This window comes from Polynucleobacter sp. 73C-SIWE (genome assembly GCF_018882465.1).
GTDB lineage: Bacteria > Pseudomonadota > Gammaproteobacteria > Burkholderiales > Burkholderiaceae > Polynucleobacter.
Window position 1 is genome coordinate 133,625 of the sequence record NZ_JACVOK010000001.1, and the last position, 26,473, is coordinate 160,097.

The following is a 26,473-nucleotide window of genomic DNA, read 5'->3' on the forward strand; positions in this document are numbered from 1 at the left end:
TTTACTTAAGACAGATTTTCTAAACGAATCTTCACCACTTCGCCATCTACCGTTTTGAGATTTTGAATCTCTTTGATAGCAGCAAGCATGTTTTTCTCTTTAGTCTCATGCGTTAAGGCAACTAAATCAGTTTGACTTTCACCCTCATCAGCTTCTTTTTGTAAGAGCGCATCAATTGAAACACCATGCGCAGCCAAGATCTTAGTGATATCAGCCAATACGCCCGCTTGGTCAGCTACGCGCATACGCAAGTAGTAACTGGTAGTGATCTCGCCGATAGGTAGTACTGGAGTATTTTGAACAGCATCAGGCTGGAAAGCCAAGTATGGCACGCGATGTTCAGGATCTGCGCTCAGCAAACGAGTGATATCGACCAAGTCAGCAATTACGGCAGACGCAGTTGGCTCCGAACCAGCACCTTTACCGTAGTATAAAGTTGTGCCTACAGCATCACCGAATACTTGTACAGCATTCATAGCACCTTCAACGTTAGCAATCAAACGCTTCGTTGGAATTAGAGTTGGATGAACGCGTAACTCAACACCAGTTGGAGTTTTCTTAGCAATACCTAACAACTTGATGCGGTAGCCTAATTGCTCGGCATAACGAATATCGATTGCGGCTAACTTAGTGATACCTTCGATATGTGCTTTATCAAATTGCATTGGAATACCAAATGCAATTGCGCTCATGATGGTTGCTTTATGAGCAGCATCAACACCCTCAATATCAAATGTTGGGTCTGCTTCAGCGTAACCAAGACGTTGCGCTTCTTTGAGAACTGTTGCGAAGTCCAAACCTTTGTCGCGCATCTCAGAGAGAATGAAATTGGTTGTACCGTTAATGATGCCGGCGATCCATTCAATACGATTAGCCGTTAAGCCTTCACGCAAGGCCTTAATAATAGGAATACCCCCAGCAACTGCAGCTTCAAATGCAACCATGACGCCTTTAGCGTGAGCGGCTTTAAAAATCTCGTTGCCATGGACGGCGATCAAGGCCTTATTAGCCGTAACAACGTGCTTACCTGCAGCAATAGCCTCTAAAACCAAATCTTTAGCGATACCGTAGCCACCGATGAGCTCAACGACGATATCGATCTCAGGATTATTAATGACGGCGCGAGCGTCATTGACAATTTGCGCACGATCTTGAACGATTTCTTTGGCACGCTCTACATTGAGATCAGCAACTGTATTAATGCGAATGCCGCGACCAGCGCGACGGGTGATTTCATCTTGGTTGCGCTCGAGAACTGTGAATACGCCACCACCAACGGTGCCAATACCTAATAGACCTACTTGAATCGGTTTCATGATGCCTTTGCTGCAGTTGGAGAAGCCTTACGGCCATGCTTATTACGATAACGCTCTAAAAAACGCGCAAGGCGACCAATCGCCTCTGTGAGCACATCTTCATGAGGTAAGAACACTACGCGGAAGTGATCAGGCTTACCCCAGTTAAAACCAGAGCCCTGTACTAATAATACTTTTTCTTCTTTGAGAAGATCGGCAACAAACTGTTGATCATCCTCAATTGGATAAACCTCAGAGTCTAACTTTGGAAATAAATACAAAGCAGATTTTGGTTTAACGCAAGTCACCCCGGGAATAGCAGTGATGAGCTTCCATGCAAGATCGCGTTGCTTTGCTAAGCGACCACCCTCACCTACCAAGTCGTCAATACTTTGGTAACCGCCAAGTGCTGTTTGAATTGCGTACTGACCGGGCACGTTTGCACACAGGCGCATCGAGGCCAACATATTGAGACCTTCGATATAGTCACGCACCATTTCTTTGTCACCTGAAACTACCATCCAGCCGGCACGGTAGCCGCAGGAACGGTAGTTCTTGGATAAGCCATTGAAAGTAATGGTGACCACATCAGTAGATAGGGATGCAAGAGAAATATGTTTCTCTGCGTCGTACAACATCTTGTCGTATATCTCATCAGCAAACAAAATTAAACCATGCTCACGAGCGATTTTTACCATCTCAAGCAATACTTCTTTTGAATAAATTGCACCGGTTGGATTGTTTGGATTAATCACCACAATCGCTTTAGTACGCGGTGTAATTTTTTTACGCAGATCATTTAAGTCTGGCGCCCAGTCTTTTGACTCATCGCAAAGATAGTGAACTGGAGTGCCACTAGATAAACTTACTGCAGCAGTCCACAGCGGATAGTCAGGTGCAGGAACCAATACTTCATCGCCATCATTCAATAATGCATTCATTGAAAGTACAATGAGTTCAGAAACTCCATTGCCGGTGTACACGTCATCCAGTGCTACACCTTGAATACCTTTTTCTTGGCAATACTGCATGATCGCTTTGCGAGCAGCAAAGATACCTTTGGAATCAGAATATGCTGAGGCATTGCTCAAATTACGAATCATGTCCAACTGAATTTCTTCAGGAGGATCAAAACCGAAAACCCCTACGTTTCCGATGTTTAATTTGATGATTTTGTGGCCCTCTTCCTCCATGCGCTGAGCGAGCTCAAGCACAGGCCCACGAATGTCGTAACAGACGTTATCGAGTTTTTTGGACTTTTGGATAGGCTTCACAATAAATTAAAGGGTAAGTTCTTGAAATCTTGGAAAAAACAGCTAGCTATAATCCACATAATTATGACAGAGAGTCCACTTGAAGCTTCAATCTGACCCCCATTCTGGAGCCAATACGATCACCGGCTATGGAGATGGCTACGTCGAGATCAACCAGACCCCATATGCCCATGCTGTCTTATTGAGCTCTGACGGGGCAATTTCTGAATGGCCAGTCCAGTCATTTGAAGACCTAGATGCATCCCATTTCGCGCAAATGGTTGATCTCAAGCCTGAATTAATTCTGATTGGAACAGGCAATAAACAGCGCTTTCCTAAGCCTGAACTCCTCAAATCTCTGATTTTGGCCAAAATTGGCTTTGAAATCATGGATTCTCAGGCAGCTTGCCGAACTTACAACATTTTGGTGGGCGAAGGACGTCAAGTTCTACTGGCCTTAATCGTGGAGCCAAACTAATGCAGTTTGGACAAATTCGACAGTCTTCAGCACTGCATCCCGGCAAAATTTTATTGCTGTTCATGATTTATGCCTTTTTATGGTTTGGCACACTGAATTATCGCCACCTCATTCCATCCGATGAGGGGCGTTACGCAGAAATAGCCAGAGAGATGTTGGTCACTGGCGATTGGGTAACACCGCGCTATAACGGCTATAAGTATTTTGAGAAACCGCCCCTTCAAGCTTGGGCAACTGCAGCAGCATTTCAAGTATTTGGTATTGGTGATTGGCAAGCGCGCTTTTGGGCCGCCCTTACTGGCTTTCTGACAATTTTGTTCATCGGCTTTACTGGGGCCCGCATCTACAGCGCTAGAGCAGGATGGTTAGCTGCTGTTGTTCTCGCATCCAGCCCAATGTGGGTTATTAGCGGCCACTTTAATTCTCTCGACATGGGGCTCTCTTCTTTTTTAGTGGCGGCGCTTTGCAGCTTATTGTTGGCACAAACTGCAGGCAATAAATCTAGTTGCCGCAATTGGATGTGGGCTTGCTGGATCTTCATGGCACTAGCAACACTCTCTAAGGGTGTAATTGGTGCTGCGATTCCAGCAATGGTGTTTGTTGCTTACTCTATTAGTACTTGGGATTGGAAAATCTGGACGCGCTTACATTTGTTCAGCGGCACGATTTTGTTTCTGGCAGTAACAGCGCCATGGTTTATCTTGGTTGCTCAGCGTAATCCTGAATTTCTAGAGTTCTTCTTTATTCACGAGCACCTACAGCGCTTTACTCAGGATGCCCATAGCAGAACAGGCCCGATTTACTACTTCATACCATTGCTATTGATTGGCATACTGCCTTGGGTTTTGCAAATCCCAGGCTCGATTGTGCAAGCATGGGGTGAGCGTCGTCGCGACTTCTCCAGTGGCTGGTTGTTGGTATGTTGGTTTGCTGTGATCTTCGCCTTCTTTAGTGTTTCACGCTCTAAATTACCGGGCTACATCATTCCTATTTTTCCGGCACTCGCATTATTAATCGGTAATCGTTTAGATCAATTGCTAGCACACATCAATTCCATGGAGCTTCCTTGGAAATTGCAAACCATCGGATTTGCAATCTTGGGATGTGTTGGATTTTTCTTCCTGTCTGATATTGGCAAACAAGCAAGACCTGATGAGATTGAAGCCTACGCTCAGTATACTTACTGGGTAATTGCTGCTTTGATTGCACTCATACTATTTAGTGTATTTGCATCTTGGCAAAGCAAACGCAATGGCATTCAAAGTATTGTGAGTTTTGCTTGTGGATTTTTTCTCTGCGCCATCATCGCTGGAACAGGTCATGAAACCTTGGGTCGTGCAGTTTCTGGTATTGATCTTGTCAATCGAGTGAAATCATCCATTCCAGAGAAGGTTAACTTCTACTCTGTTCGCCTCTTAGATCACACTGTGCCTTTTTATCTTGGCAGGACAATGATCATGGTTGAATCCCCGGATGAGCTTGGATTTGGTGTCAACCAAGAGCCTGAGCTTTGGATGCCTACCCTGGATGCCTTCATTACCCGCTGGAAAGAGGATCCAAGCGCTTACGCCTTGATGGTCCCAGAGCAGTATGTGGCACTCCAAGAATTAAATTTGCCCATGCAAGAAGTAGATCGTGATTCCCGTAGAGTGATTGTGAAACATCCCGATGCAACGAATGTGACGCGGTAATATAGGTCTACATGACAAACTTTATTCCCTTCACCCGCCCCAGCTTCAATCAAGAAACCATTGATGCTGTTTCAGAAGTACTGCGCTCTGGTTGGGTAACTTCGGGACCCAAGTTGGCAGAGTTTGAAGCAACCCTAAGTGAATACTTTGGCGGCCGCCCTGTACGCTGCTTTGCTAACGGCACAGCAACAATGAAAATTGCACTACAAGTTGCTGGTATTGGCGCAGGTGATGAAGTCATTACTACGCCGATTTCCTGGGTGGCCACTTCTAATGTCATCCTAGGGGTTGGTGCAAAACCAGTCTTTGTTGATATTGATCCTGTTACACGCAATATTGATCTCAATAAAGTTGCGGCAGCAATCACTCCTAATACACGAGCGATTATGCCCGTGTATTTGGCTGGCCTACCAGTTGATATGGACCAACTCTACTCACTAGCGAAGCAGCATAATCTACGCGTGATTGAAGATGCCGCTCAAGCCTTTGGCTCTCAATGGAAAGGTAAGAAGATTGGTAGCTTCGGTGACTTAGTGAGCTTTAGCTTCCAAGCCAATAAGAATCTCAGTACTGTAGAGGGTGGCTGCCTAGTCCTCAACAATGCAGATGAAGCCAAACTTGCTGAAAAATTTCGTCTGCAAGGTTTAACTCGTCAAGGCATGGATGGAATGGACGTTGATGTGCTTGGTGGCAAAGATAATTTAACAGATGTGAATGCGGTGATTGGAATTCAGCAATTAAAGCAATTACCTGCCTATCAAACACGTCGTGCAGCGCTTGCTCGCCAATACTTTGATCTTATTCGTGCGGGATTGAAAGTGGCTGGATTAGAAAGTCTCAAATTAGAACTACCGGTAGAAAATTTCACAGATAGTAATTGGCATATGTTTCAAGTAGTGTTGCCACTGGAGCAATTAAATTGTGATCGCGCCCAAGTCATGACTGAGTTAAAGGATCTAGGCATTGGCACAGGGGTGCACTATCCAGCCATTACTGGATTTACCCTTTATAAAAATCAAGGCTATAAAACGAGTGATACGCCAATAGCAGAACGTATTGGCCGCTCTATTCTTACTCTCCCACTTTTCCCAGGAATGGCAGATGAAGATATTGGCCGTATAGCCAGTGGATTGCTTGGAATCCTCAAGAAACACTCTAAAAACTAGCCTAATTGGGCTAAGCCCCAAGAATCAGGCAAAATTGCGGCATGACTGCAAATTTAGTTGCTAACCCAAAGCTCAGTATTGTTATTCCCGTTTACAACGAGGAAGACGGCCTACAAGCCCTATTTGATCGCCTCTACCCAGCTTTGGATGGCGTCACTGCCAAGCGCAATATTTCCTATGAAGTCGTTTTTGTAAATGACGGCAGCAAAGATCGCTCAGCAGGAATCTTAGCCAAGCAAGTTGAACTGCGCCCAGACGTTACTCGCGCTGTTTTATTCCACAGTAATTTTGGTCAACACATGGCCATCATGGCCGGTTTTGAATACGCTAAAGGTGAATACATCATCACTCTAGATGCGGACTTGCAAAACCCTCCTGAAGAAATAGATGCTCTAACTGAGCAACTATTAAAGGGTCACGATTACGTTGGCACTATTCGCGCGGATCGTCGTGATAGTTTCTTTAGAAAATTTGCTTCACGCGCTATGAATAGCTTACGTGAAAACATTACCCGTATCACAATGACGGACCAGGGTTGCATGTTGCGCGGCTATAGTCGTCGTATCGTTGACTTAGTACGTCAATGCGATGAAAACAATACTTTTATTCCAGCGCTTGCTTATACCTTTGCAGCGAACCCCATTGAAATCACTGTCAAACACGAAGAGCGTTTTGCTGGTGAGTCTAAGTACAGCCTCTATCAACTCATTCGCTTGAACTTTGATTTAGTAACTGGCTTCTCCATCATGCCTCTACAGATTTTCTCCATTCTGGGCATGTTGTTATCGCTTGCTGCAGGCAGCCTCTTTGCTTACCTCTTAGTACGTCGCTTCGTCTTGGGTGCTGAGGTTGAGGGAGTCTTTACCCTCTTCGCTTTAACCTTTTTCCTGATTGGCGTCATGCTCTTTGGCCTTGGTCTTCTTGGTGAATATATTGGCCGAATCTATCAACAAATCCGTAATCGTCCACGTTACGTTGTGCAAACTGTTTTAGAGAAAAAATAATTGCACGCAGTCGTCTTCGCTTACCACGATGTTGGCCTCAATTGCCTTAAAGCTTTATTAACTGCAGGCATCCAAGTTGATCTGGTGGTTACCCATCAAGATGACCCCAATGAGAATGTTTGGTTCGGTAGTGTTGCCAAACTGTGCCAAGAAAAAAATATTCCTTACATCACACCTAGCGCAACTGAATTGGTTGATTTAACTCCCAAACTACAAGCACTAGCACCAGACTACATTTTTTCTTTTTACTATCGTCACATGATTCCTGCCCCGATTTTGGCTTGCGCCAAGATTGCTGCCTTGAATATGCATGGATCACTACTACCCCAGTATCGCGGCCGTGCTCCAGTGAACTGGGCAATTTTGCATGGAGAAACGCAAACTGGCGCAACCTTACACATCATGGAAGCTAAACCAGATGCCGGCGACATCGTTGGTCAATCTGCGGTGAGCATTGGCCCCGACGAAACGGCTACCGATGTCTTTAGCAAGGTGAGTCAAGCAGCAGTAGCAGTCATCCATGAGGCACTACCCAACTTGATTAAGGGCAATGTGCCCCGCAAACCAAATGAGCTCCAAAAAGGCAGTTATTTTGGTGGCAGAAAGCCTGCGGATGGGCAAATTCACTGGGATCAGAAGGCAATTCAGGTCCACAACCTAGTAAGAGCTGTTGCACCCCCTTATCCAGGCGCCTTCACAGATTATCAAGGCCAAACCATGACGGTAGCCAGAACCAGCCTCAAAGGGCCACTCCCGGCCAATCTGGATCTTAGTGTTCAAGGCATCCAAGTGGTTGATAATCGGGTATTCGGCATTTGCGGTGATCGCCAGGTAGTTGAAGTCCTGGAATGGTTCCCAGCCAACAAATAAGTAGCAACAACATTAGATTAAAACGAGGCAGTAAAGATGAAAAAAGTACTCATTCTTGGTGTTAACGGCTTTATTGGTCACCATCTTTCTAAGCGCATTCTGGAGACAACCGATTGGGATGTCTATGGCATGGATATGCAAAACGATCGTCTAGGCGATTTAGTCAATCATCCACGCATGCACTTTTTTGAAGGTGATATCACTATCAATAAAGAATGGGTTGAGTACCACATTCGTAAATGTGATGTCATCCTGCCTTTAGTTGCTATCGCCACTCCTGCAACCTATGTTCAGCAACCCTTGAAAGTATTCGAGCTCGACTTCGAAGCGAACCTTCCAATCGTGCGCTCTGCTGTTAAATATAAAAAACATTTGGTGTTTCCATCAACCTCTGAGGTTTATGGCATGTGCGAGGATAGCGAGTTTGATCCTGCCAAATCCAATATGGTCTATGGACCCATCAATAAGCCACGCTGGATCTATGCGTGTTCTAAACAGTTGATGGATCGCGTGATCTGGGGTTACGGCATGGAAGGTTTACGCTTTACCCTTTTCCGCCCTTTCAACTGGATTGGCCCTGGTTTAGATAGCATTTACACACCAAAAGAAGGTTCATCCCGCGTGGTAACTCAATTCCTAGGGCATATTGTTCGCGGTGAGCCAATTAACTTAGTAGATGGCGGTGCTCAGAAACGCGCCTTCACTTATATAGATGATGGTATCGATGCATTGATGCGCATTATTGATAACAAAGATGGTGTTGCCAATGGCAAGATCTATAACATCGGTAACCCAAAGAACAATCATTCTGTTCGTGAACTAGCCAATCAAATGCTAGAGATTGCGCGCAGCATTCCTGAATACGCAAAGACCGCAAATGAAGTGAAGATTGTAGAAACCACTTCCGGCGCATATTACGGCGAAGGCTATCAAGACGTGCAAAATCGTGTGCCAGCGATTGACAACACCATGAGTGAGTTGAGCTGGAGGCCTACTACTACGATGGGCGATGCTCTCAAGAATATTTTTGAAGCCTACCGTCAGGATGTAGAAAAAGCCCGCTCTTTAGTTGATAAAGAATAAGTTAATAAGTTCAAGGGTTCATGGCTAAGATTGCTCTCAAGGTAGACGTTGATACCTTACGCGGCACTAAAGAAGGTGTACCCAATTTAGCCCGTGCCCTAGAACGTTTTGGCCTGAAGGCTACTTTCTTATTTAGTCTTGGCCCTGACCACACTGGCTGGGCACTCAAGCGAGTCTTTCGTCCGGGCTTTCTGAAAAAAGTTAGCCGTACTTCTGTTGTAGAACACTACGGGATTAAGACTCTGCTCTATGGAGTTCTTATCCCCGGACCCGATATTGGCAAGAAGGCTGCAGCAGAAATGCGCGCGATTGATAAAGCCGGGCATGAAACTGGCATTCACACCTGGGACCATGTTGCCTGGCAAGACGCAGTCCGCACTCAAGATTCTCAATGGACTAAAGCGATGATGCAAAAAAGCTGGGATCGCTTTATAGAAATTTTTGGTCATGCACCAGTAACTTATGGTGCCGCTGGTTGGCAAATGAATGAAGCTGCGTTTGAACAACTCGATCAATGGGGTATTACTTATTCCTCAGATGGCAGGGCCGAGCCAAATCTAGTGCCTTATCGATTGGCCTTGCCATCGAGTAAAGCGAAGCACGTGCAATACCCAACTACACTGCCAACTTTTGATGAACTGATTGGCATTGATGGCGCAGATGAGTTTGGTGCAGTTAAAAAACTCCTAGAAATCACCCAAAGCAATCCCAATGATCAAGTCTTCACTCTGCATGCAGAACTTGAGGGCCAGAAGCTATTGCCAGCATTTGAACAGCTATTAGCTGGATGGCTAAACCAAGGCCACGACCTAGTCACCATGGGCGAGCTGCACCAATCTTGGAAGGCCACCAATCAACTCGATAAAATAGCCGTACTGCCACTGACTTGGGGTGAAATACCCAATCGCAGTGGTGAATTAATTATTCAGAATCATGCAGCAAGTTAATAAAACCTAGAGACAATAACAAAGGATCATCATGACAGTAGCTATCGGTCAATCTATGCCTCAGTGCGCTATTCCCGCAACATCGGGACTGACCTTTTCTCCAATTTCAGCTAAAGGTAAAAAGTTGGTTCTTTACTTTTACCCAAAAGATATGACTCCTGGCTGTACAGCCGAGTCCGGTGAATTTCGTGACAACATTGAAGCATTCACGAAAGCCAATACTTTAGTGGTAGGAGTTTCCCGAGATAGCCTCAAATCACATGACAACTTCCGCAGTAAGTTACAACTCCCTTTTGAGCTTGTTGCCGACACTGAAGAAAAACTCTGTCAGATCTTTGGGGTCATGAAAATGAAGAATATGTACGGCAAGCAAGTTCGCGGCGTTGAGCGCAGCACCTTCCTATTTGACTCCTCTGGCAAGCTTGTTAAAGAGTGGCGCGGCCTTAAGGTACCAGGCCATGTGACAGAGGTATTACAGGCAGCCCAAGCAACTAAATAATTTTTACAAAAATTTGTTCTGAGGTGCTTGCAAACCCCAAAATTTGGGGTAAAGTAAAGTCATATGCACCGTAAACGACGGGAAAGTCTGACAATCCGTTTGAATCAGAAACCTGAATATTTCAGAACAGGTTCGGGGAGTAACCCCCTCCGTTTTTTAGTCCCAGTTGCAACTAGTTTCGTAATAAACCGTCAATGCACTCCGCTTGGCGGTTTTTTCTTTTAGGAGAGTCCATGCCACTGCCACCCATCCCAACTCAAATTGCTGATCAAGTAAAACTCAGTCGCAAAGACACTCCAGATTTAAAGAAACGTCCCGCACCAGCAAAACCAGTAGTGATGGAAGCCTCTAATTGGGCTAATGATGCAGAAGAGGATTTGTCTGCAGCAGAGCTAGCCCTTGAGAAAATTAAAGCTGATCGTGAGCCTGCTCGGAATGAGCATAAGGCTGCTGCGCCAGCTAAACCTAAGCGCGTCATTCGCACTGGACCTCCAAGCCTATTCGTATTGGATACGAACGTGCTCATGCATGATCCTAGCTCTTTGTTCCGCTTCTCAGAACATGATCTTTTCTTACCAATGACTACGCTTGAAGAGCTGGACAACCATAAGAAAGGGATGACTGAGGTAGCCCGTAACGCTCGTACTGTCAGCCGGTCTTTAGATCAATTGGTTGCCGGCACCAGCGGTACCTTAGATGAAGGTATTCCACTGAATAAGCTTGGTAACCAAGATGTTTCGGGTCGCCTCTTCTTCCAAACCAAGCTATCTACTCAAGCTTTGCCAGAAGGTCTTCCTGAAGGCAAGGGCGACAACATGATTTTGGCAGTCGTGAGCGAGCTACAAAAGACTCGTAATGGCCAAGAAGTCGTTCTGGTATCCAAAGATATCAATATGCGCATCAAAGCGCGTGCACTAGGTTTGCCTGCCGAAGATTATTTCAATGACCAAGTATTAGAAGATCGTGACTTGATGTATTCCGGAGTCATGGCCCTATCAGCAGACTTCTGGCCAAAACATGGCAAGGATATGGAAAGTTGGTCAGACTCTAAGTCTGGCACGATGTTTTATAGAGTCACTGGCCCTGCTGTGCCAAGCATGTTGGTCAATCAATTTGTTTATCAAGAAAATCCCGACGGTTCAACACCTTTTTACGCACACGTCAGAGAAATTAATGGCAAAACAGCCCTCTTACAAACTCTACGGGATTTCTCACACCAGAAAAATAATGTGTGGAGCGTAACAGCGCGTAACCGTGAGCAAAACTTCGCGATGAACTTGCTCATGAATCCAGATGTCGACTTCGTAACGCTATTGGGTCAAGCTGGAACTGGCAAGACCCTCTTGGCTCTTGCGGCAGGCCTTGAGCAAGTACTCGATAGCAAGCGCTATAACGAGATCATCATTACCCGCGCTACTGTTCCGGTTGGGGAAGACATTGGCTTCCTGCCAGGAACCGAAGAAGAGAAAATGCAGCCATGGATGGGTGCATTTGATGACAACCTCGAAGTTCTGCAACGCAACGATGATGCTGGTGAATGGGGTCGTGCTGCAACCCAAGAACTCATCCGCTCCCGTATTAAAGTGAAAAGTATGAACTTTATGCGCGGCAGAACTTTTGTCAGTAAGTTTGTGATTATTGATGAAGCGCAGAACTTAACGCCCAAGCAAATGAAAACCCTGGTAACCCGCGCGGGCCCAGGAACTAAAATTGTTTGCTTAGGTAATATTGCGCAGATTGATACGCCTTACTTAACTGAAGGCTCATCTGGTCTGACCTATGTCGTTGATCGCTTTAAAGGCTGGCGCCATGGTGGCCACGTTACCCTGGCGCGCGGTGAGCGCTCACGTCTTGCGGATCATGCTGCTGACGCACTCTAAGAAATCCGTCTCATGCCGCACTCTTGTCGGGTGCGGCATTTTTATTTGCGCCTTAGCTATAAGCGGATGCAGCTCCATCAGCACAAAATCAAGCGCGAATAAAGTTTCACAATTTAAGGAAGATACGAGCGTAGGCGCTGAAGATATTTCAATTGCAGCGCTTGGCTTGGTGGATGTCCCTTATCGCTATGGTGGCAATAATCCAAAAGGTGGATTTGATTGCAGTGGCCTAATCGTCTATGTCTATAACAAAGCGGCTGGGATCAATTTACCGCGGACTACTCAACTGATGAGCACTAAAGGTCAAAGTATTGAGGGTCAGCCGCCAGCTCCAGGCGACTTAGTGTTCTTTAATACCACTGGGGAAAAGTATTCACACGCTGGAATCTATGTTGGGCAAGGACGTTTTGTGCATGCCCCTAGCGCAGGCGGAACTGTTCGCCTCGATTACATTACCTCACCTTATTGGGCTGCTAAATTTACTGAGGCAAGGCGTTTCAAGTAAACATTCTCCTTGGGGTACATAGCACTTTCCCTAGATTCACAAAGAGACTAAATTTAATTACAGTGGATTTAGAGAATTCATTTTTAATGAAATGCTTACCTAAAAGGAATCTAGATGAAAAAAATAATTATTGCCCTGGGTCTTGCCTTGACTCTAGCGGCGCCAGCGTTTGCACTATCTCAAGCCGAATGTGAAGCAAGAGCTGTCAGTAAAGATGGCAAACCTATTTACGGCGCCGCCAAAGAGGCTTCCATAAAGAAATGTATGGGTGAAGCGGCTCCTGACTCTGGCTGTGCTGCTAAGGCGCTCAGTAAAGATGGAAAACCTTTATATGGTGCAGCTAAAGATTCATTTATAAAGAAATGTGAAGCAGACGCAAAGAAATGATTTCCTTTGACCCAAATAAAAAGCCTCACATCGCGAGGCTTTTTATTTGTCTTTAACTATTCTTAGAACGGCTCGTAACCGCCGGAAGAATACCCAATTGAGCCCATCGCCAAGTTATCGAACTTGGTATACGGACCTTGCCAACTTAATCTCACTGTACCAATTGGGCCATTACGCTGCTTACCGATAATGATCTCAGCCATACCCTTATCAGTTGTCGTATCCGGGTGATATACCTCATCACGATAGATAAACATGATTAAGTCAGCATCTTGCTCGATCGCGCCTGACTCACGCAAGTCAGACATGATAGGACGTTTATTAGGACGCTGCTCAAGACCACGATTTAACTGTGAGAGTGCAACGACTGGGCACTGCAATTCTTTTGCGAGAGATTTGAGGGAGCGAGAGATCTCAGAAATCTCCGTTGCCCGATTCTCTGAACCAGAGCCGCTCATCAACTGCAAGTAGTCAATCACTACCAAACCAAGAGTGCCGCCAAAGTTTCTGGCGATACGACGTGCGCGTGCACGCAACTCTAAGCTGGATAAAGAACCAGTCTCATCAATCAAAATCTGGGTATTACTTAAACGGGCAATCGCATCAGTAACACGTGGCCACTCATCATCTTGCAACTTGCCAGTACGCATACGAGATTGATCAACGCGCCCTACTGAACCCAGAAGACGTGACGCCAATTGCTCACCTGACATCTCCATAGAGAACACTACGACTGGTAAGCCTTCTGCAAGCGCTACATTTTCAGCAATATTTAGGGCGAATGCAGTGTTATGAGTCACAACATAATCATTAGTAACATAGGTTCTATCGGGATGACTTACTGAGATACATTGAGCTTGAGCAACTCTAGATGGCTCAATGCTTTTGAATGTCAATCTACGTTGTCGATCCCAGCTTAACCTTAATCTTTCTTTCTTTTCAGACAAAGTGAAAGCTTCAAACCCTGAACTAAAGCTCATATTCAAAACATAAGATAAACGACCTTGCTTCCTCTCACCCTTATAGGTATAGCTAGACTGTTTAGATGCTATTGAGCAAAAACCACCCAATGATCTAGCCAAAGATGCAACGTCTTCAGACAATTGTTTGCTGACAGTGCAATAGCGAATGGAACCCCATTTTTCAATCCAGCCATCCGTATCCATCAGGCCTTGGAACAATGCGAGACGAGAATTCTTATTGGCCTCAAGATAAGTAGCGGGAATATGTTTATCAAAACTTCTGCAACCCAGAACACCTATATCTTGTAGCGCAGACCTAAAATAATTCTCTGGAACTGCTTGACGCTCCCCATTTACAGCGATTCTGGCTTTAGAGACTAATCTCCAGTCGTACGCATTTGCATGAACCAGCTCCATCTCATAGTTCGCAAGCAAATTCATGCGCTCTACAAGTTCAGGTGACTTAGTTGAAAACATAACTGAACCATGGGATAGCGCTAGAGTGCCATCACCTAGCAATGCTCCTAAAACCCACGGATGAATCGGCAATTCATTCGAGTGACCAAAATCACCTGAGACAGGGTCTATCCATAATCTATTCTTATACCGAACACACTGCAGCATTTCCATTAAGCGAACAGTATTGATAACACGTGGCTCAGACCAATCTCGATACATCACACGCCATAGGTGCTCATCGCAACACTCAGCAACACGACCATCAGCAAAAGTAACTTCGTATATCTGCTTAATGCCCTGCGGGTAAATACCTGTCACCATGGAATGCTGGTCATCTACAGAAGCGAGACGATCGCCAAAACGCAAATCGCCCATCAACTTCCAACCATCCACCGTTTTCACTTTTGCATCTAGTGGTTGCGCCTTACCCATTGAAGGTCTTCCAGCAACAATCACTAAATCACCTTTTTGTAATCCGCTCGTTTGCTTATCTAGATCAATGAAGCCTGTGGCAATCCCAGTGATATCGCTACCACCTTGGCGGTTGTATAACTCATCAATACGAGCAACAACTGAGCGCAAGAGTGGCTCGATCTCAAGGTAATCTGCTTTGCGACTACCCTCTTCACCAATTTGCAAGATACGAGACTCCGCTTCATCCAGAAGTGTTCTAACGGAACGACCTTCTGGAACAAAAGCTGAGTTAACAATGTTGTCTGAAACTTCAATCAAGCGGCGCAAAATACTGCGGTCACGAACAATATCAGCATAGCCTTTAATGTTGGCAGCGCTAGGAGTATTTTGGGCTAATGAGTTGAGGTAATCAACGCTAACCAAATCGCCACCCTGCTCAGATTTAATTGCATCATGAACAGTAATAACGTCAGCAGGATGATTGTCGCCAACCAAACGCGCAACGACCTTGTAGATCAAAGCATGCTCAGGGCGATAGAAATCTTTATCAGTTAACACGCCACCCAGGCGATCCCAAGCGGTGTTATCGATCAGTAGACCACCGAGCAAGGATTGCTCGGCTTCTACAGAATGCGGCGGAACTTTTAAAGCCTGCACGACTGCATCCCCAGAACCCATCATGCCGGGATTCAGCGTAACGGAACGTGAACGGGATTCAGCCATGAGGCTAGTTTACAGATTTAAAACTTAAGCTTGCTCGCCAACTACACGAATGGTGATATCAGTCACTACATCGGTATGAACAGCAACCGCTACAGGGTGATCACCAACCATTTTCAACGGGCCAGTAGGCATGCGAATTGAAGATTTCTCAATCGCAAATCCCTTAGCCTTCAGAGCATCAGCAATATCGTGGTTGGTTACGGAACCAAACAAACGACCGTCAACACCTGCTTTTTGACCGATTTCGAGAACCAAGTCCTTAAGCTTTGCGCCAACCGCTTGTGCAGCAGCCAATTTCTCAGCAGCTAATTTTTCTAACTCAGCACGACGAACCGCAAAGTCAGCAATAGCTGCTTCAGTTGCACGACGAGCTTTACGCTGTGGGATTAAGAAGTTACGAGCGAAACCGTCTTTAACGCGTACTACGTCGCCGAGGTTGCCCAAGTTTGTTACTTTTTCTAAAAGAATGATTTGCATTGAGGGCTCCCAATTATTTCTTATGTTGATCGGAGAATGGCAATAAAGCCAAGAAACGAGCACGCTTGATAGCAGTGTCTAACTGACGCTGATATTTTGCTTTTGTGCCTGTCAAACGAGCAGGAGTGATCTTGGCGTTCTCGCCAATGAAGTCCTTCAATGTATCTACATCTTTGTAGTCGATTTGCTCAACGCCACCAACTGTGAAACGGCAATAACGCTTACGCTTGAACAATGGGTTCTGAGCTGGTTTCTTTTTGAAATCGGGTTTCTTTCCAAACGCCATGATGATTTCCTCTTTAATTTTTCAATTGAATATGGTTAATATGGAAAACCAGTCTTTGATTACGTAGAGTCTTCGGTGCTAAGAACCCTTCAAACACTGCCTCAGTTCCTAAATCCATTTGCTCTAGATCCTTTTGTATTGGACCAATTGCGATGGCTTCAACACTCATCTGAATTTTCCTTGCCACTCCTACCTCGTTTGCCTGGCCGCTATGTTCTAGCTGGCAATGCATCACCGGTATTCCTGCTGGTGTAAATCGAATCGCGTCTTTAGATACCAAGATTGCAGTGAGGGTGAAATGATTCAACGCCGCTCCGCTTCTCTGATACGTTTTCTAGTCTGTGTATTCCTCTTCAAATTTCTAACTTATTCCGCCGCTACAGGAGCTTCGGTTTGAGCTGATTTGCGCGCTTCTTCACGTTGCACTTCTTTCATCATGATGGAAGGCTCTGTTTCTGCTTTCTTAGTCTTGATGATGAGGTGACGCAAAACAGCATCGTTAAATTTGAACGCATGCTCGAGCTCTTCCAGAGTCTTCTGGTCGCACTCAATGTTCATGCAAACGTAATGGGCTTTAGCAAGTTTATCGATCATGTAAGCCATCTGACGACGACCCCAGTCTTCCATACGATGGATTTTGCCACCCGCAGCTGCTAATGTAGCTTTGTAGCGATCGATCATCGCAGGCACTTGCTCGCTTTGGTCCGGATGGACGATAAAGACGATTTCATAATGACGCATCTAACACTCCTTAAGGATGAAGTCACCTGGGCGTCTTGCTAACTTTCGATGGTTTTTAAAGTTAGCGCCAGTGTGACAAGGTAGTAACAAATTGTAGGTACTGCTACAACACTTTTAATGCCGCTTTTCAGCGCTTACCTAAACTCAGGCAAGACCGCTATTCTAGCAAAAAAATCCTGCCAAGTCAGGGATTTACTAGTTAATTGAGCCTGTTTTTCAGCATTCAGAGCTAATTGAAGCGCAATTCTGGCTCTGGGGGCAGAAAGAGTACCGGATGCCAAGCATCCTTCTAGATCTTTTTCGGGAATATCACTCAAGGTAGCTCCAGCTCCGGTTCGAGTGGTTCTCACGAGCGCAACACCCTGTTTTACAGCTGCTATCAGAGAATCCTTCCAGGCATCATGCAAGCCACCCATCCCTGATCCAGCCAGGACTAAGCCCTTGACCCTAGAATTGAGCCAGATATTAATCGTCTCAGCACGTGCACCCGCATGACTCGTCAAGATCTCAACCCATGGCCATTCATCGCCCTTAGGGATAGGCAAATCTTCCGTCCAGGCTGCCTGTTTAGCCTTCACACCCCAAAGCCATGAAGGATTAAATAAGCCAACCGAGCTACTAGGAGAGGCTTGAATCGGTGCGTTCAGAGCTGTGCCATGTCGTTTAGCTAAATCCATCGCCATGCAGCCCCTGCCATCCATCACTGCATAAATACCACCAGGGCAATTATCCAAAGGGGTTGATGCCCAGCGAATGGCATCCAATAGGTTAGAAGGACCATCTGCTTGAGCTGCGTTTGATGGCAACATGGCGCCGGTTAAGATCACCCGTTTGCCTAAAATTTGAGCATAATTACCGCAGGTAAGCTGTAAAAAGACGCCCGTCTCTTCAATCGTATCTGTTCCATGAGTAATCACTAACCCTAGAACCTCGGTATTAGCAAGGGAAGCCCTAACAACTTCGCCAAGATTACTTAATAAGCCCTCCGTCAGGTTCTGGCTGTTGATATTGGCTACTTGCTTAGATACGAGCTTGAGGCTCTTTGGAACTGCAGATTCGATATGCGTCAGTAAAGACTCCACCTCCACCTGTCCAGTCTGATATTGCAATGGCTGATCGGCTGGGTTTGGGGCTAAACCAGCAATGGTGCCGCCCATTCCCAAAACTAAGATATGGGGTGATTTTTCCAGCGAATTTAGTTTGGAGCTCATTTCTCCATTATCCCCCTAGCAAAAGTGCTTGAATTATCAAATAGTGCTGTATACAATCCCAGTATGGACATAAATACAGTCGATTTTCCAGAGGAGCTAACGGCCCTCCCCAAGCTCACTTCACGCCAGAATGAGATTTTGGAATTAATCACCAAGGCGATCGATGAGAGCGGTTCACCACCCACTCGCGCAGAAATTGCTACTCAACTCGGCTTTGCATCTGCCAATGCGGCAGAAGAGCACCTTCGTGCATTAGCAAAAAAAGGGTATATCGAACTAACACCCGGCACATCTCGTGGCATTCGTATTCCGCAGCGTTTTAATCAAACGCATCACACTAATAAATACCGCCAGATGTCATTGCCATCGGGCGCATTACAGCAACTCACTCTTCCACTCATTGGACGTGTTGCTGCTGGATCACCAATCATGGCTGTAGAGCATATTGAAAAACAAGTTCCTATTGATCCGAGCTTGTTTAGTAAAGGTGCTGACTACTTATTAAAAGTAGTTGGCATGAGCATGCGTGATGCTGGAATTTTAGATGGTGACTATTTAGCTGTTCGCAAAACAACAGAGGTTCGCAATGGCGATATCGTGGTTGCCCGTCTCGATGATGAGGTAACCGTGAAGCGCTGGCAACAAAAGAAAACAGCGAATGGCATGGTGATTGAATTACAAGCCGAGAATCCAGACTTCAAGAACATTCTGGTAGATGGGCGTCAGCCTAACTTTGCTATTGAAGGCCAAGCCGTTGGCCTCATTCGGGCCGGAGGGTTGTAAGCCAACCCACATAAAGCAAAAGGCCTCCAGTGGAGGCCTTTTTTAATCGGCGACTAATTGGTTACTTGCGGCTTGGTGCAACTACGTTTGCATTCTTTGGCGAGGAGGTAATAGTAATAATCGTTTTTGGTCCAGTCAATGAGCCCTCATTTAATTCAACTGTAGCCGTACGATCACCTTTTGTGAAAACCAAAATACTCGTTTTAGATTTCACTGCACTGACAGTCGTCCATCCTGCACGTGGATACTCAGACTGAAAGAAAGCATAAATGTCTGTTGGTGTTTGAACGCCAGACAACACTACACGACCTACCCAGTTATCACCACGACCAATGATTAAGGAATCTGCGCCAATAATTTTTGAGCCTGCTGGTAATGGCATATCACCTAGTAACTGAGTCTGAATTTCCTGAACCTCATTAGCAGTCCCAGTAGGAGAGTCTCCAGAGCTAGCACATGCGCCCAATAAAGCAGATAAGAACAATGCAAGTGTTCCGACTTTAAGGGCATGAATATTGATCATTTTTCGCTTTATGTAGTTAACGAGTATTGCTTACATTACTGGAAAGTATTTTAGGGGATGCCCCCATTTCGTCAAGCGAAATTACTGGAGGCGCGTGAGGGAATCGAACCCCCGTACGAAGCTTTGCAGGCTCCTGCCTAACCACTCGGCCAACGCGCCACAGATACTCAAATCAAAAATGGGAAGCTTTTGAGGGCTTCCCATCGAACTTGGAGCGGGAAAGGAGGTTCGAACTCCCGACCTATACCTTGGCAAGGTATCGCTCTACCAGCTGAGCTATTCCCGCATAACAGGGCAGTAGTTTAACAAACAATCCCAGAGAAAGCATTATTGGCCTTGAAAGCCAAAAACAGCCTTATTCAAATACGCTCTAAAACCTTATCTAGCTGGGCTTTTTGAGATTTAATCAATTTTGCCTGCCAGTTGCGGCAAGGCCTTTTTCATGTAATAGAACATGGACCAAAGCGTTAAAAATGAAGCCACCCAAATTAGCCAAGTGCCGATTCTGGCGCAATCTAACCAACCAAACAAAGTGTCATTCAGTAGCAAAAATGGAATTGCGACCAACTGTGCGGTTGTTTTTAATTTTCCAACCATGTGCACAGCAACGCTTTTGCCGGCACCCAATAAAGCCATCCACTCTCGCAAAGCAGAGATCGTAATTTCTCGGCCAATAATGATGAGAGCAACCCATACTTGAACGCGATCCATATTCAGCAAGACTAGCAGTGCAGCTGCCACAATGAGCTTATCCGCCACTGGATCTAGAAATTGTCCAAAGGCAGATTCTTGATGCATACGTCTGGCTAAAAATCCATCCAGCCAATCTGTGAGCGCAGCAAATACAAAGATGATGGTTGCAATGACATTCTTCTCAAACGGGGTTAACCAGGCACCAGGCAAATAAAAGATTGCCACCAGCAATGGAATTGCTGCAACACGTAACCAGGTTAGGGCAATGGGAAGATTAAACGGCATACGTCAAGCATAAACCAAGTGAGAGACTAGTTTATTAATGCAGTTGACGATAAATCTGCTCAGCAAGAGTGAGTGATACCCCCTCTACACTTGCTATCTCTTCAATACTGGCATTAGCAACACCCTTTAGGCCGCCAAAGCGGGCTAATAGCTTTTGACGTCTTTTAGCACCAATACCTTCGATTTCTTCCAAACGGGATACGGTTCTTGCCTTGGCTCGTTTAGCACGCATGCCCGTAATTGCGAAACGATGAGCCTCATCACGAATCTGGGCAACTAACAATAAAGCAGCACTATCAATACCAAGCTCCAAGGCCGGACGTCCATCAGCAAAGATCAGCGTCTCAAGGCCAACTTTACGACCTTCGCCTTTAGCTACGCCCACAATTAAACCCACATCCATGCCGAATTCAGTCAGAACTTGTCTTGCCATCTCGACCTGCCCTTTGCCACCATCAATCAAAATCACTTGCGGAATTTTATCTACAGGAAGCTCTTGAAAATTGGCATAACGTCTTTGCAGTACCTGGCGCATTGCTGCGTAGTCATCACCCGGCGTAATGTCATTGATATTGAAGCGGCGATATTCGCTCGATTGCATTGCATTCTTGGCATATACAACGCACGAAGCTTGAGTGGCCTCACCAGAGGTATGACTAATATCAAAACATTCGATGCGCAATTGCTCAAGACTTTCTATATCAAGCGCCAAAATATCTGCCAACGCACGCGCTCTCGCTAATTGACCGCCAGTCTCTACCAAGCGCTTCGTTAAAGCAATCTTGGCATTGCCTTCAGCCATTGCCAGCCAATGACGACGCTGACCTTGCGGCTGATGCAAGAAGGTAATTTTTCTACCAGCCTGCGCATTTAATAACTCATGCAAGTCTTCCGGTGGAGCATCGCTTAGCTTAGAGACATCGTCACTAATGGATTGCAATGCATGGTTTAGCACTAATACTGGCGGAATTAAATTCGTTGTTGCACCAGGCTCTGACTCATCAATCTTTTCTTCTAAATAATGTTGTGCAATAAAAGCTTCCAGAATTTCTGGAGGCGATGGAAGCTCGCCTGAAGTAGTCCGCAACCCCTTAGGGAAGTAAGCCCTGTCACCCAGGTGACGTCCGCCACGGATCATTGCCAGGTTCACACAAACCATTCCCTCCATTTGCGCGATAGCAATCACATCTACATCACCCTCACCTTCGGCGACTGTATCCATAGATTGCTGCTGTAAAACACTTGAAAGATCAGTAATGCGATCACGTAGTACTGCCGCCATTTCAAATTCCATGGCTTCACTATGGGCGTGCATTTCTATCTCGAGCTCTGATAGCACGCGACTGTGATCACCCTCCAGAAAGCGCGCTGCTTGAGCCACATCCTGGCCATACTGGTCTACGCTGAGCCTACCAACACAAGGGGCGCTACAGCGATGAATTTGATGCAGTAAACATGGCCGACTTCGATTCTTAAATACAGAGTCTTCACAGGTACGTAGACGAAATACCTTTTGTAAAATCTGCACACTATTACGCACCGCCCAAGAATTTGGAAACGGCCCAAAATAATGATTACGTTTATCCACCTTACCTCGATAAGATGCCAACCTTGGGAACTGGTGGCCCGTCAACATTACATAGGGGTAAGACTTATCATCTCTAAACAATATATTGAATGGCGGAGCCAACTCTTTAATCAGGTTGTTCTCTAGAATGAGGGCTTCGGTTTCGGACCGTGTTACTGTTGTTTCATAGCGGGCAATTTTGCCCACCATGAGTGCTATACGCGGTGAAAGTTGTTTGCTTTGAAAATAACTGGAGACGCGTTTTTTGAGATTGCGTGCTTTGCCAACATACAGAATATGCCCCGCTTCATCAAAGAAGCGATACACCCCCGGCAATCCGGGTAGCCGTTTAACGTCTTGCTGAAGGTTTTCAAAAGAAGAATTGCTCATGCGTTGGGATATTTTCTGCCAAATCGTAGATAACTATGGTGATGCTGGTGTTTGCTGGCGTCTAGCCCGAAGCTTATCAAGTCTTCATGGCCAACAAGTCCGTATTTTCTGCGATGACTTACCAACCCTTAATTTACTCGCTTCTGGCAGCGATGAAGCGCTGGGACACAAAATTGATATCCAACCCTGGGAGGCTAGCTATAGCAATGCCCGTCACCCCGTTGAAACACCAGATGTCGTGATTGAAGCCTTTGGCTGTGATTTACCAGAACGTTATCTTGCTGGACTGTTTATTGCCCCAATCAAACCGATCATCATTAATTTAGAGTATCTCAGTGCTGAACCATGGGTCGCAGAATTTCATGCAAAGGCATCGCCACAATCTCACGGCATTCCTAAGTATTTTTTCTTCCCAGGATTTCAGGAGGATGCTGGTGGCTTGCTTTTAGATCCTATCCCGCTAGAGGGAGGGCAGGTTGCCCATCTTATTCCCCAGAGCTTAAAGTCCATCTGGTTAAAACTTCGACCTGGAGCAAAACGGATGAGCGTTTTTTGCTACCCTGGAGCTCCTTTGCGCAAATGGCTTGAGGACTTAGCTGGCATTGGTGAGAATGTCGATGTACTGTTGACTCATGGCCATGCTGAGCTTCTCAATCTCTATGGTGAAAAAACCATAGCACTACCCTCAAACATACAACTTCTTTCCATGTCGTTTGTGTCGCAAGATGAATATGACTGGGTATTGTCGCAGTGTGATTTCAATATTGTTCGCGGTGAAGATTCATTTATTCGTGCTCAACTGGCTGGTAAACCATTTATTTGGCATATCTATCCTCAAGAGGATCGGGCCCATGAAATTAAATTAGCCGCTTTCTTAGATTTATATCTAGATAATGCGAATCAAGAACTCAGATTGGCCACGATTGCTGCAATGACCTGGGCCATGCCCAGTCAGTGGCTTAAATCACTAGAAACGTGGGATAGCCACTCCAAGGTTTGGCGCGCCCACATCCTCAAAACACAGGGGGATGGTGGTCTAGCCGCACGCCTAGTGCGCTTTATAGCTTAAGCCCTGCAGTAAAGGCCTGCGGGCGGTTACAATCTTGTTTTTGATAAAAACCGCAGAAAAATAGCTCTGCACCCAGGAATAGCAAGATGAAAACAGCACAAGAACTCCGCGTTGGTAACGTAGTCATGATCGGCACCGATGCCATGGTCGTTTTAAAAGCAGAATACAGCCGCTCAGGCCGCAACTCATCCGTTGTGAAAATGAAATTTAAGAACTTGTTAACCAGCGCGCCCAATGAAGGTGTTTATAAGGCTGATGACAAGTTTGATGTTGTGATCCTTGAGAAAAAAGATTGCACCTACTCTTACTTCGCTGATCCTATGTATGTATTCATGGATGGTGACTACAACCAATACGAAGTTGAAGCTGAGTTCATGGGTGATGCATTGAATTACCTCGAAGAAAGCATGCCTTGTGAAGTAGTGTTCTACGAAGGCAAGGCGCTATCAGTCGCAATGCCAAACTCACTCGTTCGCGAAATCATTTATACAGAGCCAGCAGTCAAGGGCGATACCAGCTCTGGCAAAGTATTGAAGAACGCAAAACTGGCTACTGGCTATGAATTGCAGGTTCCTTTGTTCTGTAATACTGGCGACAAGATCGAGATCGATACTCGCACTGGTGAATACCGTAGCCGCGCTAACTAATTAAATACTGAGTATCTCGTTCATTACACAAAAGCCCGGTTCGCCGGGCTTTTTTATTATTAGATTCAAGGTCATAATGATCGCAATATGGATACCAATTTCACACCTAAGGTCGCACCGCTTGAGCTGGACGATATTCCTCGCCTAATTGATTGTGTACGACGTTGTTATGGTGATAGCTATACCAATCCAATGATGTATGACCCAGTACAACTAAAAGAGGCAGTACTCGCAAAGTTATTGCACTCTGTCGTTGCCAAGCTCGATGATGGTCAAATTATTGGACACTGCGCATTAACTTTTGACGACCATCACAACACGTCTCCGGAGGCGGGGAAGATGATGGTTGACCCCAACTATAGGGGACACCATATTGCAGAATCCATTGCAAAAGAACGTATTGAGATCGCCAAATCTTTAGGGCTAGCCGGATTTTGGACTGAATGCGTTACGAATCATCCATACAGCCAGCATGAAATGATCGCCTTTGATGCGAAAGAAACTGGTCTTTTCATTGGGGACGTTCCAGCTAGCTTTTCTATGCAAGGCTTACAAAATTTTAGCGACACCCGAATGTCTTTATTGGCTTTTTACCTCCTATTAAAAGACCACCCCCATACCATTTACTCTCCTCCTCAACATACTGAACATTTAAAAGACCTGGTTGAAAGTTTGAATATGACTCGTGACATTCAGACTTCAAGCACTAAAGGCTCAGGAAGCACAAAGCTAAAGACTAAGACTGATTCTTTGGATCAAACTGCCAATATTAGTATTAGCCATATCGGAGAGGATTTAATTCCGATGGTTATGGCAGAACTGAAGAAAATTGAAGCTTTAAGCTTGGCTACTGTTTATCTAGATTTGCCCATTGAACAAGACGCAGCTGCAAGTGCATATTCAGCATTGGAAGAGCTAGGCTTTTTTTGGGGATCTTGGATTCCCAATTACACAGCACATAAAGATATTTTGCGACTACAAAAGATCTATCAATCTGTGAATGTAAACGAAATTATTTGTGCTAGAGAGCAAGGCGAAGAGGTAAAGAGGTACGTTATTTCAGAGTGGCAAAAAGTTTCAGGTAAATAAAGCCTACTAAATGAGCTTCATTTGCTTCAACAAGCCTTTAGCATGTTGATACTCCGCTTCACCTTGTAGCTCATCCCAGGATAAAGCGGCTGACTTTGGTATCAAGCGATTTAGACGCTTAGCAGACTCTGATTGCTTGGTCTTAGTAACTTTGAGCTTTGCCAGTAATTGATCAGCTAAGTCCGGGCGATTACAAATCAGAACGGCATCACAACCAGCCTCTAGAGCCAACTCAGCACCCTTCACTACAGAACCAGCAACACTCGCACCCTCCATTGAGAGATCATCACTAAAGATTACACCCTGAAACCCCAACTCTTGACGCAAGATAGAGTGCAACCAAATCTTAGAAAAGCCTGCGGGATTGCTATCCACCTTCGGATAAATCACATGGGCCGGCATCACTGCTGTCAAACTGAGATCTAACCACTCATATGGCTTGGCATCATTATTCAGAATTTCAGATAGAGAACGTTCATCTACTGGAATCGCTACATGAGAATCCGCCTCTGCCCAACCATGACCTGGAAAATGTTTGCCACAGTTAGCCATATCCGCTAAACGTAGACCTTCATTCAAGCTTTTCGCCAAGGCAAACACAATTTGGGGATCACGACTAAAGGAACGATCACCAATCACACCGCTACGACCGAAATCCAAATCCAGTACTGGCGTGAAACTAAAGTCCACACCGCATGCACGTAACTCGGCAGCTAAAACATAGCCACAGGCAGTAGCAGCCGCCATGGCAAGCGCTGCAGACTCGGCAGCATGAGTTGAATGACTCTTAGCACCCCATAGCTCACCTAACTTGCGCATTGCTGGAAGATGGGTAAAGCCATCTGTTTTACAGCGCTGCACCCGACCACCCTCATGATCAATGGAGATCAAAACATCAGGACGTAACTTTTTAATATCCGCAGTAAGTTTGGTGAGTTGTTTACGGTTGGCAAAGTTTCTACCGAACAGAATGACGCCACCAGTCAAAGGATCAAGGATGCGACGACGATCTTCGGCATTTAAGGCCTGGCCAACCACATCCAATGTCACTGGTCCTGGGTTCATAGTGGCTTTACTCATCTCTTCCTCTTGATCA

At 45.6% G+C, this 26,473-nt stretch carries 27 protein-coding genes and 2 tRNA genes; 15 read left to right on the forward strand and 14 right to left on the reverse strand.

The genetic code is table 11. The features are described 5' to 3' along the window. Positions 1-5: 5 nt before the first annotated feature. A complete protein-coding gene (locus ICN17_RS00650) occupies positions 6-1,316 on the reverse strand; it encodes a homoserine dehydrogenase (protein WP_216235643.1) in 1,311 nt (436 codons plus the stop codon). Further along, positions 1,313-2,569 (reverse strand): aminotransferase class I/II-fold pyridoxal phosphate-dependent enzyme, encoded by a 1,257-nt coding sequence (locus ICN17_RS00655; protein ID WP_216235644.1) that lies wholly within the window; start codon positions 2,567-2,569, stop codon positions 1,313-1,315. The genes ICN17_RS00650 and ICN17_RS00655 overlap by 4 nt, the downstream gene beginning before the upstream one ends. Positions 2,570-2,648: 79 nt before the next feature. On the opposite strand from ICN17_RS00655, the gene ICN17_RS00660 reads away from it, so the two are divergent. The 11 genes from ICN17_RS00660 (at position 2,649) to ICN17_RS00710 (ending at position 13,058) form a co-directional block, all read left to right on the forward strand. Continuing rightward, positions 2,649-3,026: an Mth938-like domain-containing protein gene (locus ICN17_RS00660; RefSeq protein ID WP_216235645.1), complete on the forward strand. Its 378-nt coding sequence runs from the start codon at positions 2,649-2,651 to the stop codon at positions 3,024-3,026. After that, the gene (locus ICN17_RS00665; RefSeq protein WP_216235646.1) at positions 3,026-4,717 is read left to right on the forward strand and encodes a glycosyltransferase family 39 protein; all 1,692 of its coding nucleotides are present in this window, start codon (positions 3,026-3,028) and stop codon (positions 4,715-4,717) included. The genes ICN17_RS00660 and ICN17_RS00665 overlap by 1 nt, the downstream gene beginning before the upstream one ends. Positions 4,718-4,728: 11 nt before the next feature. Beyond that, positions 4,729-5,883, forward strand: coding sequence for a DegT/DnrJ/EryC1/StrS aminotransferase family protein (locus ICN17_RS00670; RefSeq protein WP_216235647.1), 1,155 nt, complete (start codon positions 4,729-4,731; stop codon positions 5,881-5,883). A gap of 41 nt (positions 5,884-5,924) precedes the next feature. Beyond that, complete coding sequence (locus ICN17_RS00675) at positions 5,925-6,887, forward strand: glycosyltransferase (protein WP_216235648.1); 963 nt, start codon at positions 5,925-5,927, stop codon at positions 6,885-6,887. Further along, entirely contained in the window at positions 6,888-7,757 is an 870-nt protein-coding gene (locus ICN17_RS00680) for a formyltransferase (protein ID WP_216235649.1), read from the forward strand. A gap of 36 nt (positions 7,758-7,793) precedes the next feature. Next, a complete protein-coding gene (locus tag ICN17_RS00685) occupies positions 7,794-8,840 on the forward strand; it encodes a bifunctional UDP-4-keto-pentose/UDP-xylose synthase (RefSeq protein ID WP_216235650.1) in 1,047 nt (348 codons plus the stop codon). Between the two features lie 20 nt (positions 8,841-8,860). Then, positions 8,861-9,787 (forward strand): polysaccharide deacetylase family protein, encoded by a 927-nt coding sequence (locus tag ICN17_RS00690; RefSeq protein WP_216235652.1) that lies wholly within the window; start codon positions 8,861-8,863, stop codon positions 9,785-9,787. A 31-nt stretch (positions 9,788-9,818) separates the two neighbouring features. Continuing rightward, a complete protein-coding gene (locus ICN17_RS00695; protein ID WP_216235654.1) occupies positions 9,819-10,286 on the forward strand; it encodes a peroxiredoxin in 468 nt (155 codons plus the stop codon). A gap of 233 nt (positions 10,287-10,519) precedes the next feature. Continuing rightward, the gene (locus ICN17_RS00700; RefSeq protein ID WP_216235655.1) at positions 10,520-12,166 is read left to right on the forward strand and encodes a PhoH family protein; all 1,647 of its coding nucleotides are present in this window, start codon (positions 10,520-10,522) and stop codon (positions 12,164-12,166) included. Beyond that, a complete protein-coding gene (locus ICN17_RS00705) occupies positions 12,096-12,671 on the forward strand; it encodes a C40 family peptidase (RefSeq protein ID WP_370625927.1) in 576 nt (191 codons plus the stop codon). Before ICN17_RS00700 ends, ICN17_RS00705 begins: the two co-directional genes overlap by 71 nt. Positions 12,672-12,785: 114 nt before the next feature. Further along, positions 12,786-13,058, forward strand: coding sequence for a hypothetical protein (locus tag ICN17_RS00710; protein ID WP_216235656.1), 273 nt, complete (start codon positions 12,786-12,788; stop codon positions 13,056-13,058). Positions 13,059-13,120: 62 nt separating this feature from the next. Here ICN17_RS00710 and dnaB read toward each other — a convergent pair whose 3' ends face one another. The 6 genes from dnaB to ICN17_RS00740 form a co-directional block, all read right to left on the reverse strand. After that, positions 13,121-15,616 (reverse strand): replicative DNA helicase, encoded by a 2,496-nt coding sequence (gene dnaB / locus ICN17_RS00715; RefSeq protein WP_370625928.1) that lies wholly within the window; start codon positions 15,614-15,616, stop codon positions 13,121-13,123. Positions 15,617-15,640: 24 nt separating this feature from the next. Further along, positions 15,641-16,093, reverse strand: coding sequence for a 50S ribosomal protein L9 (rplI, locus tag ICN17_RS00720; RefSeq protein WP_216235657.1), 453 nt, complete (start codon positions 16,091-16,093; stop codon positions 15,641-15,643). 13 nt (positions 16,094-16,106) lie between these two features. Beyond that, positions 16,107-16,379, reverse strand: a complete 273-nt coding sequence (rpsR, locus tag ICN17_RS00725; RefSeq protein ID WP_028819198.1) for a 30S ribosomal protein S18 — start codon at positions 16,377-16,379, stop codon at positions 16,107-16,109. A 13-nt stretch (positions 16,380-16,392) separates the two neighbouring features. Continuing rightward, a complete protein-coding gene (gene priB / locus ICN17_RS00730) occupies positions 16,393-16,686 on the reverse strand; it encodes a primosomal replication protein N (RefSeq protein WP_087909119.1) in 294 nt (97 codons plus the stop codon). Between the two features lie 59 nt (positions 16,687-16,745). Then, positions 16,746-17,120: a 30S ribosomal protein S6 gene (gene rpsF, locus ICN17_RS00735; RefSeq protein ID WP_087909118.1), complete on the reverse strand. Its 375-nt coding sequence runs from the start codon at positions 17,118-17,120 to the stop codon at positions 16,746-16,748. 134 nt (positions 17,121-17,254) lie between these two features. Continuing rightward, on the reverse strand, positions 17,255-18,331 hold the full coding sequence (locus tag ICN17_RS00740) for an asparaginase (protein WP_216235658.1): 1,077 nt from the start codon (positions 18,329-18,331) through the stop codon (positions 17,255-17,257). Between the two features lie 63 nt (positions 18,332-18,394). Here ICN17_RS00740 and lexA point away from each other — a divergent pair, with 63 nt between their 5' ends. Next, entirely contained in the window at positions 18,395-19,114 is a 720-nt protein-coding gene (gene lexA, locus ICN17_RS00745) for a transcriptional repressor LexA (protein WP_087909116.1), read from the forward strand. 61 nt (positions 19,115-19,175) lie between these two features. Here the strand turns inward: lexA and ICN17_RS00750 are convergent, their stop codons facing one another. The 5 genes from ICN17_RS00750 to uvrC all read right to left on the reverse strand — a co-directional run bounded on the left by ICN17_RS00750 (position 19,176) and on the right by uvrC (position 22,572). Beyond that, a complete protein-coding gene (locus ICN17_RS00750; protein ID WP_216235660.1) occupies positions 19,176-19,637 on the reverse strand; it encodes a hypothetical protein in 462 nt (153 codons plus the stop codon). A gap of 85 nt (positions 19,638-19,722) precedes the next feature. Continuing rightward, positions 19,723-19,796 (reverse strand) — tRNA-Cys (locus tag ICN17_RS00755). Positions 19,797-19,847: 51 nt separating this feature from the next. Further along, a tRNA-Gly gene (locus ICN17_RS00760) sits at positions 19,848-19,923 on the reverse strand. Positions 19,924-20,039: 116 nt separating this feature from the next. Beyond that, on the reverse strand, positions 20,040-20,615 hold the full coding sequence (gene pgsA, locus ICN17_RS00765) for a CDP-diacylglycerol--glycerol-3-phosphate 3-phosphatidyltransferase (protein WP_087909114.1): 576 nt from the start codon (positions 20,613-20,615) through the stop codon (positions 20,040-20,042). Positions 20,616-20,649: 34 nt separating this feature from the next. After that, the gene (gene uvrC, locus ICN17_RS00770; protein WP_216235662.1) at positions 20,650-22,572 is read right to left on the reverse strand and encodes an excinuclease ABC subunit UvrC; all 1,923 of its coding nucleotides are present in this window, start codon (positions 22,570-22,572) and stop codon (positions 20,650-20,652) included. Between uvrC and earP the strand changes: the two genes are divergently transcribed. From earP to ICN17_RS00785, 3 genes are all read left to right on the forward strand, one after another. Next, complete coding sequence (earP, locus tag ICN17_RS00775) at positions 22,571-23,641, forward strand: elongation factor P maturation arginine rhamnosyltransferase EarP (RefSeq protein WP_216235664.1); 1,071 nt, start codon at positions 22,571-22,573, stop codon at positions 23,639-23,641. The genes uvrC and earP overlap by 2 nt on opposite strands. Positions 23,642-23,727: 86 nt before the next feature. Further along, complete coding sequence (efp, locus tag ICN17_RS00780; protein ID WP_087909111.1) at positions 23,728-24,288, forward strand: elongation factor P; 561 nt, start codon at positions 23,728-23,730, stop codon at positions 24,286-24,288. Positions 24,289-24,375: 87 nt separating this feature from the next. Then, positions 24,376-25,377: a GNAT family N-acetyltransferase gene (locus ICN17_RS00785; RefSeq protein WP_216235666.1), complete on the forward strand. Its 1,002-nt coding sequence runs from the start codon at positions 24,376-24,378 to the stop codon at positions 25,375-25,377. Positions 25,378-25,383: 6 nt separating this feature from the next. On the opposite strand, the gene nagZ is transcribed toward ICN17_RS00785, so the two are convergent. Continuing rightward, entirely contained in the window at positions 25,384-26,457 is a 1,074-nt protein-coding gene (gene nagZ, locus ICN17_RS00790) for a beta-N-acetylhexosaminidase (protein ID WP_216236607.1), read from the reverse strand. Positions 26,458-26,473 lie beyond the last annotated feature (16 nt).

Bases quoted from the DNA above. Each gene is read 5' to 3' on its own strand.
- nagZ (WP_216236607.1), bottom strand. From the start codon at position 26,457: ATGAGTAAAGCCACTATGAACCCAGGACCAGTGACATTGGATGTGGTT.
- ICN17_RS00740 (WP_216235658.1), bottom strand. From the start codon at position 18,331: ATGAGCTCCAAACTAAATTCGCTGGAAAAATCACCCCATATCTTAGTT.
- ICN17_RS00785 (WP_216235666.1), top strand. From the start codon at position 24,376: ATGGATACCAATTTCACACCTAAGGTCGCACCGCTTGAGCTGGACGAT.
- ICN17_RS00675 (WP_216235648.1), top strand. From the start codon at position 5,925: ATGACTGCAAATTTAGTTGCTAACCCAAAGCTCAGTATTGTTATTCCC.
- ICN17_RS00695 (WP_216235654.1), top strand. From the start codon at position 9,819: ATGACAGTAGCTATCGGTCAATCTATGCCTCAGTGCGCTATTCCCGCA.
- rplI (WP_216235657.1), bottom strand. From the start codon at position 16,093: ATGCAAATCATTCTTTTAGAAAAAGTAACAAACTTGGGCAACCTCGGC.
- rpsR (WP_028819198.1), bottom strand. From the start codon at position 16,379: ATGGCGTTTGGAAAGAAACCCGATTTCAAAAAGAAACCAGCTCAGAAC.
- pgsA (WP_087909114.1), bottom strand. From the start codon at position 20,615: ATGCCGTTTAATCTTCCCATTGCCCTAACCTGGTTACGTGTTGCAGCA.
- earP (WP_216235664.1), top strand. From the start codon at position 22,571: ATGCGTTGGGATATTTTCTGCCAAATCGTAGATAACTATGGTGATGCT.
- ICN17_RS00670 (WP_216235647.1), top strand. From the start codon at position 4,729: ATGACAAACTTTATTCCCTTCACCCGCCCCAGCTTCAATCAAGAAACC.
- uvrC (WP_216235662.1), bottom strand. From the start codon at position 22,572: ATGAGCAATTCTTCTTTTGAAAACCTTCAGCAAGACGTTAAACGGCTA.
- rpsF (WP_087909118.1), bottom strand. From the start codon at position 17,120: ATGCGTCATTATGAAATCGTCTTTATCGTCCATCCGGACCAAAGCGAG.
- ICN17_RS00705 (WP_370625927.1), top strand. From the start codon at position 12,096: ATGGTGGCCACGTTACCCTGGCGCGCGGTGAGCGCTCACGTCTTGCGG.
- ICN17_RS00650 (WP_216235643.1), bottom strand. From the start codon at position 1,316: ATGAAACCGATTCAAGTAGGTCTATTAGGTATTGGCACCGTTGGTGGT.
- ICN17_RS00690 (WP_216235652.1), top strand. From the start codon at position 8,861: ATGGCTAAGATTGCTCTCAAGGTAGACGTTGATACCTTACGCGGCACT.
- lexA (WP_087909116.1), top strand. From the start codon at position 18,395: ATGGACATAAATACAGTCGATTTTCCAGAGGAGCTAACGGCCCTCCCC.
- ICN17_RS00750 (WP_216235660.1), bottom strand. From the start codon at position 19,637: ATGATCAATATTCATGCCCTTAAAGTCGGAACACTTGCATTGTTCTTA.
- ICN17_RS00700 (WP_216235655.1), top strand. From the start codon at position 10,520: ATGCCACTGCCACCCATCCCAACTCAAATTGCTGATCAAGTAAAACTC.
- ICN17_RS00710 (WP_216235656.1), top strand. From the start codon at position 12,786: ATGAAAAAAATAATTATTGCCCTGGGTCTTGCCTTGACTCTAGCGGCG.
- ICN17_RS00685 (WP_216235650.1), top strand. From the start codon at position 7,794: ATGAAAAAAGTACTCATTCTTGGTGTTAACGGCTTTATTGGTCACCAT.
- dnaB (WP_370625928.1), bottom strand. From the start codon at position 15,616: ATGGCTGAATCCCGTTCACGTTCCGTTACGCTGAATCCCGGCATGATG.
- efp (WP_087909111.1), top strand. From the start codon at position 23,728: ATGAAAACAGCACAAGAACTCCGCGTTGGTAACGTAGTCATGATCGGC.
- ICN17_RS00665 (WP_216235646.1), top strand. From the start codon at position 3,026: ATGCAGTTTGGACAAATTCGACAGTCTTCAGCACTGCATCCCGGCAAA.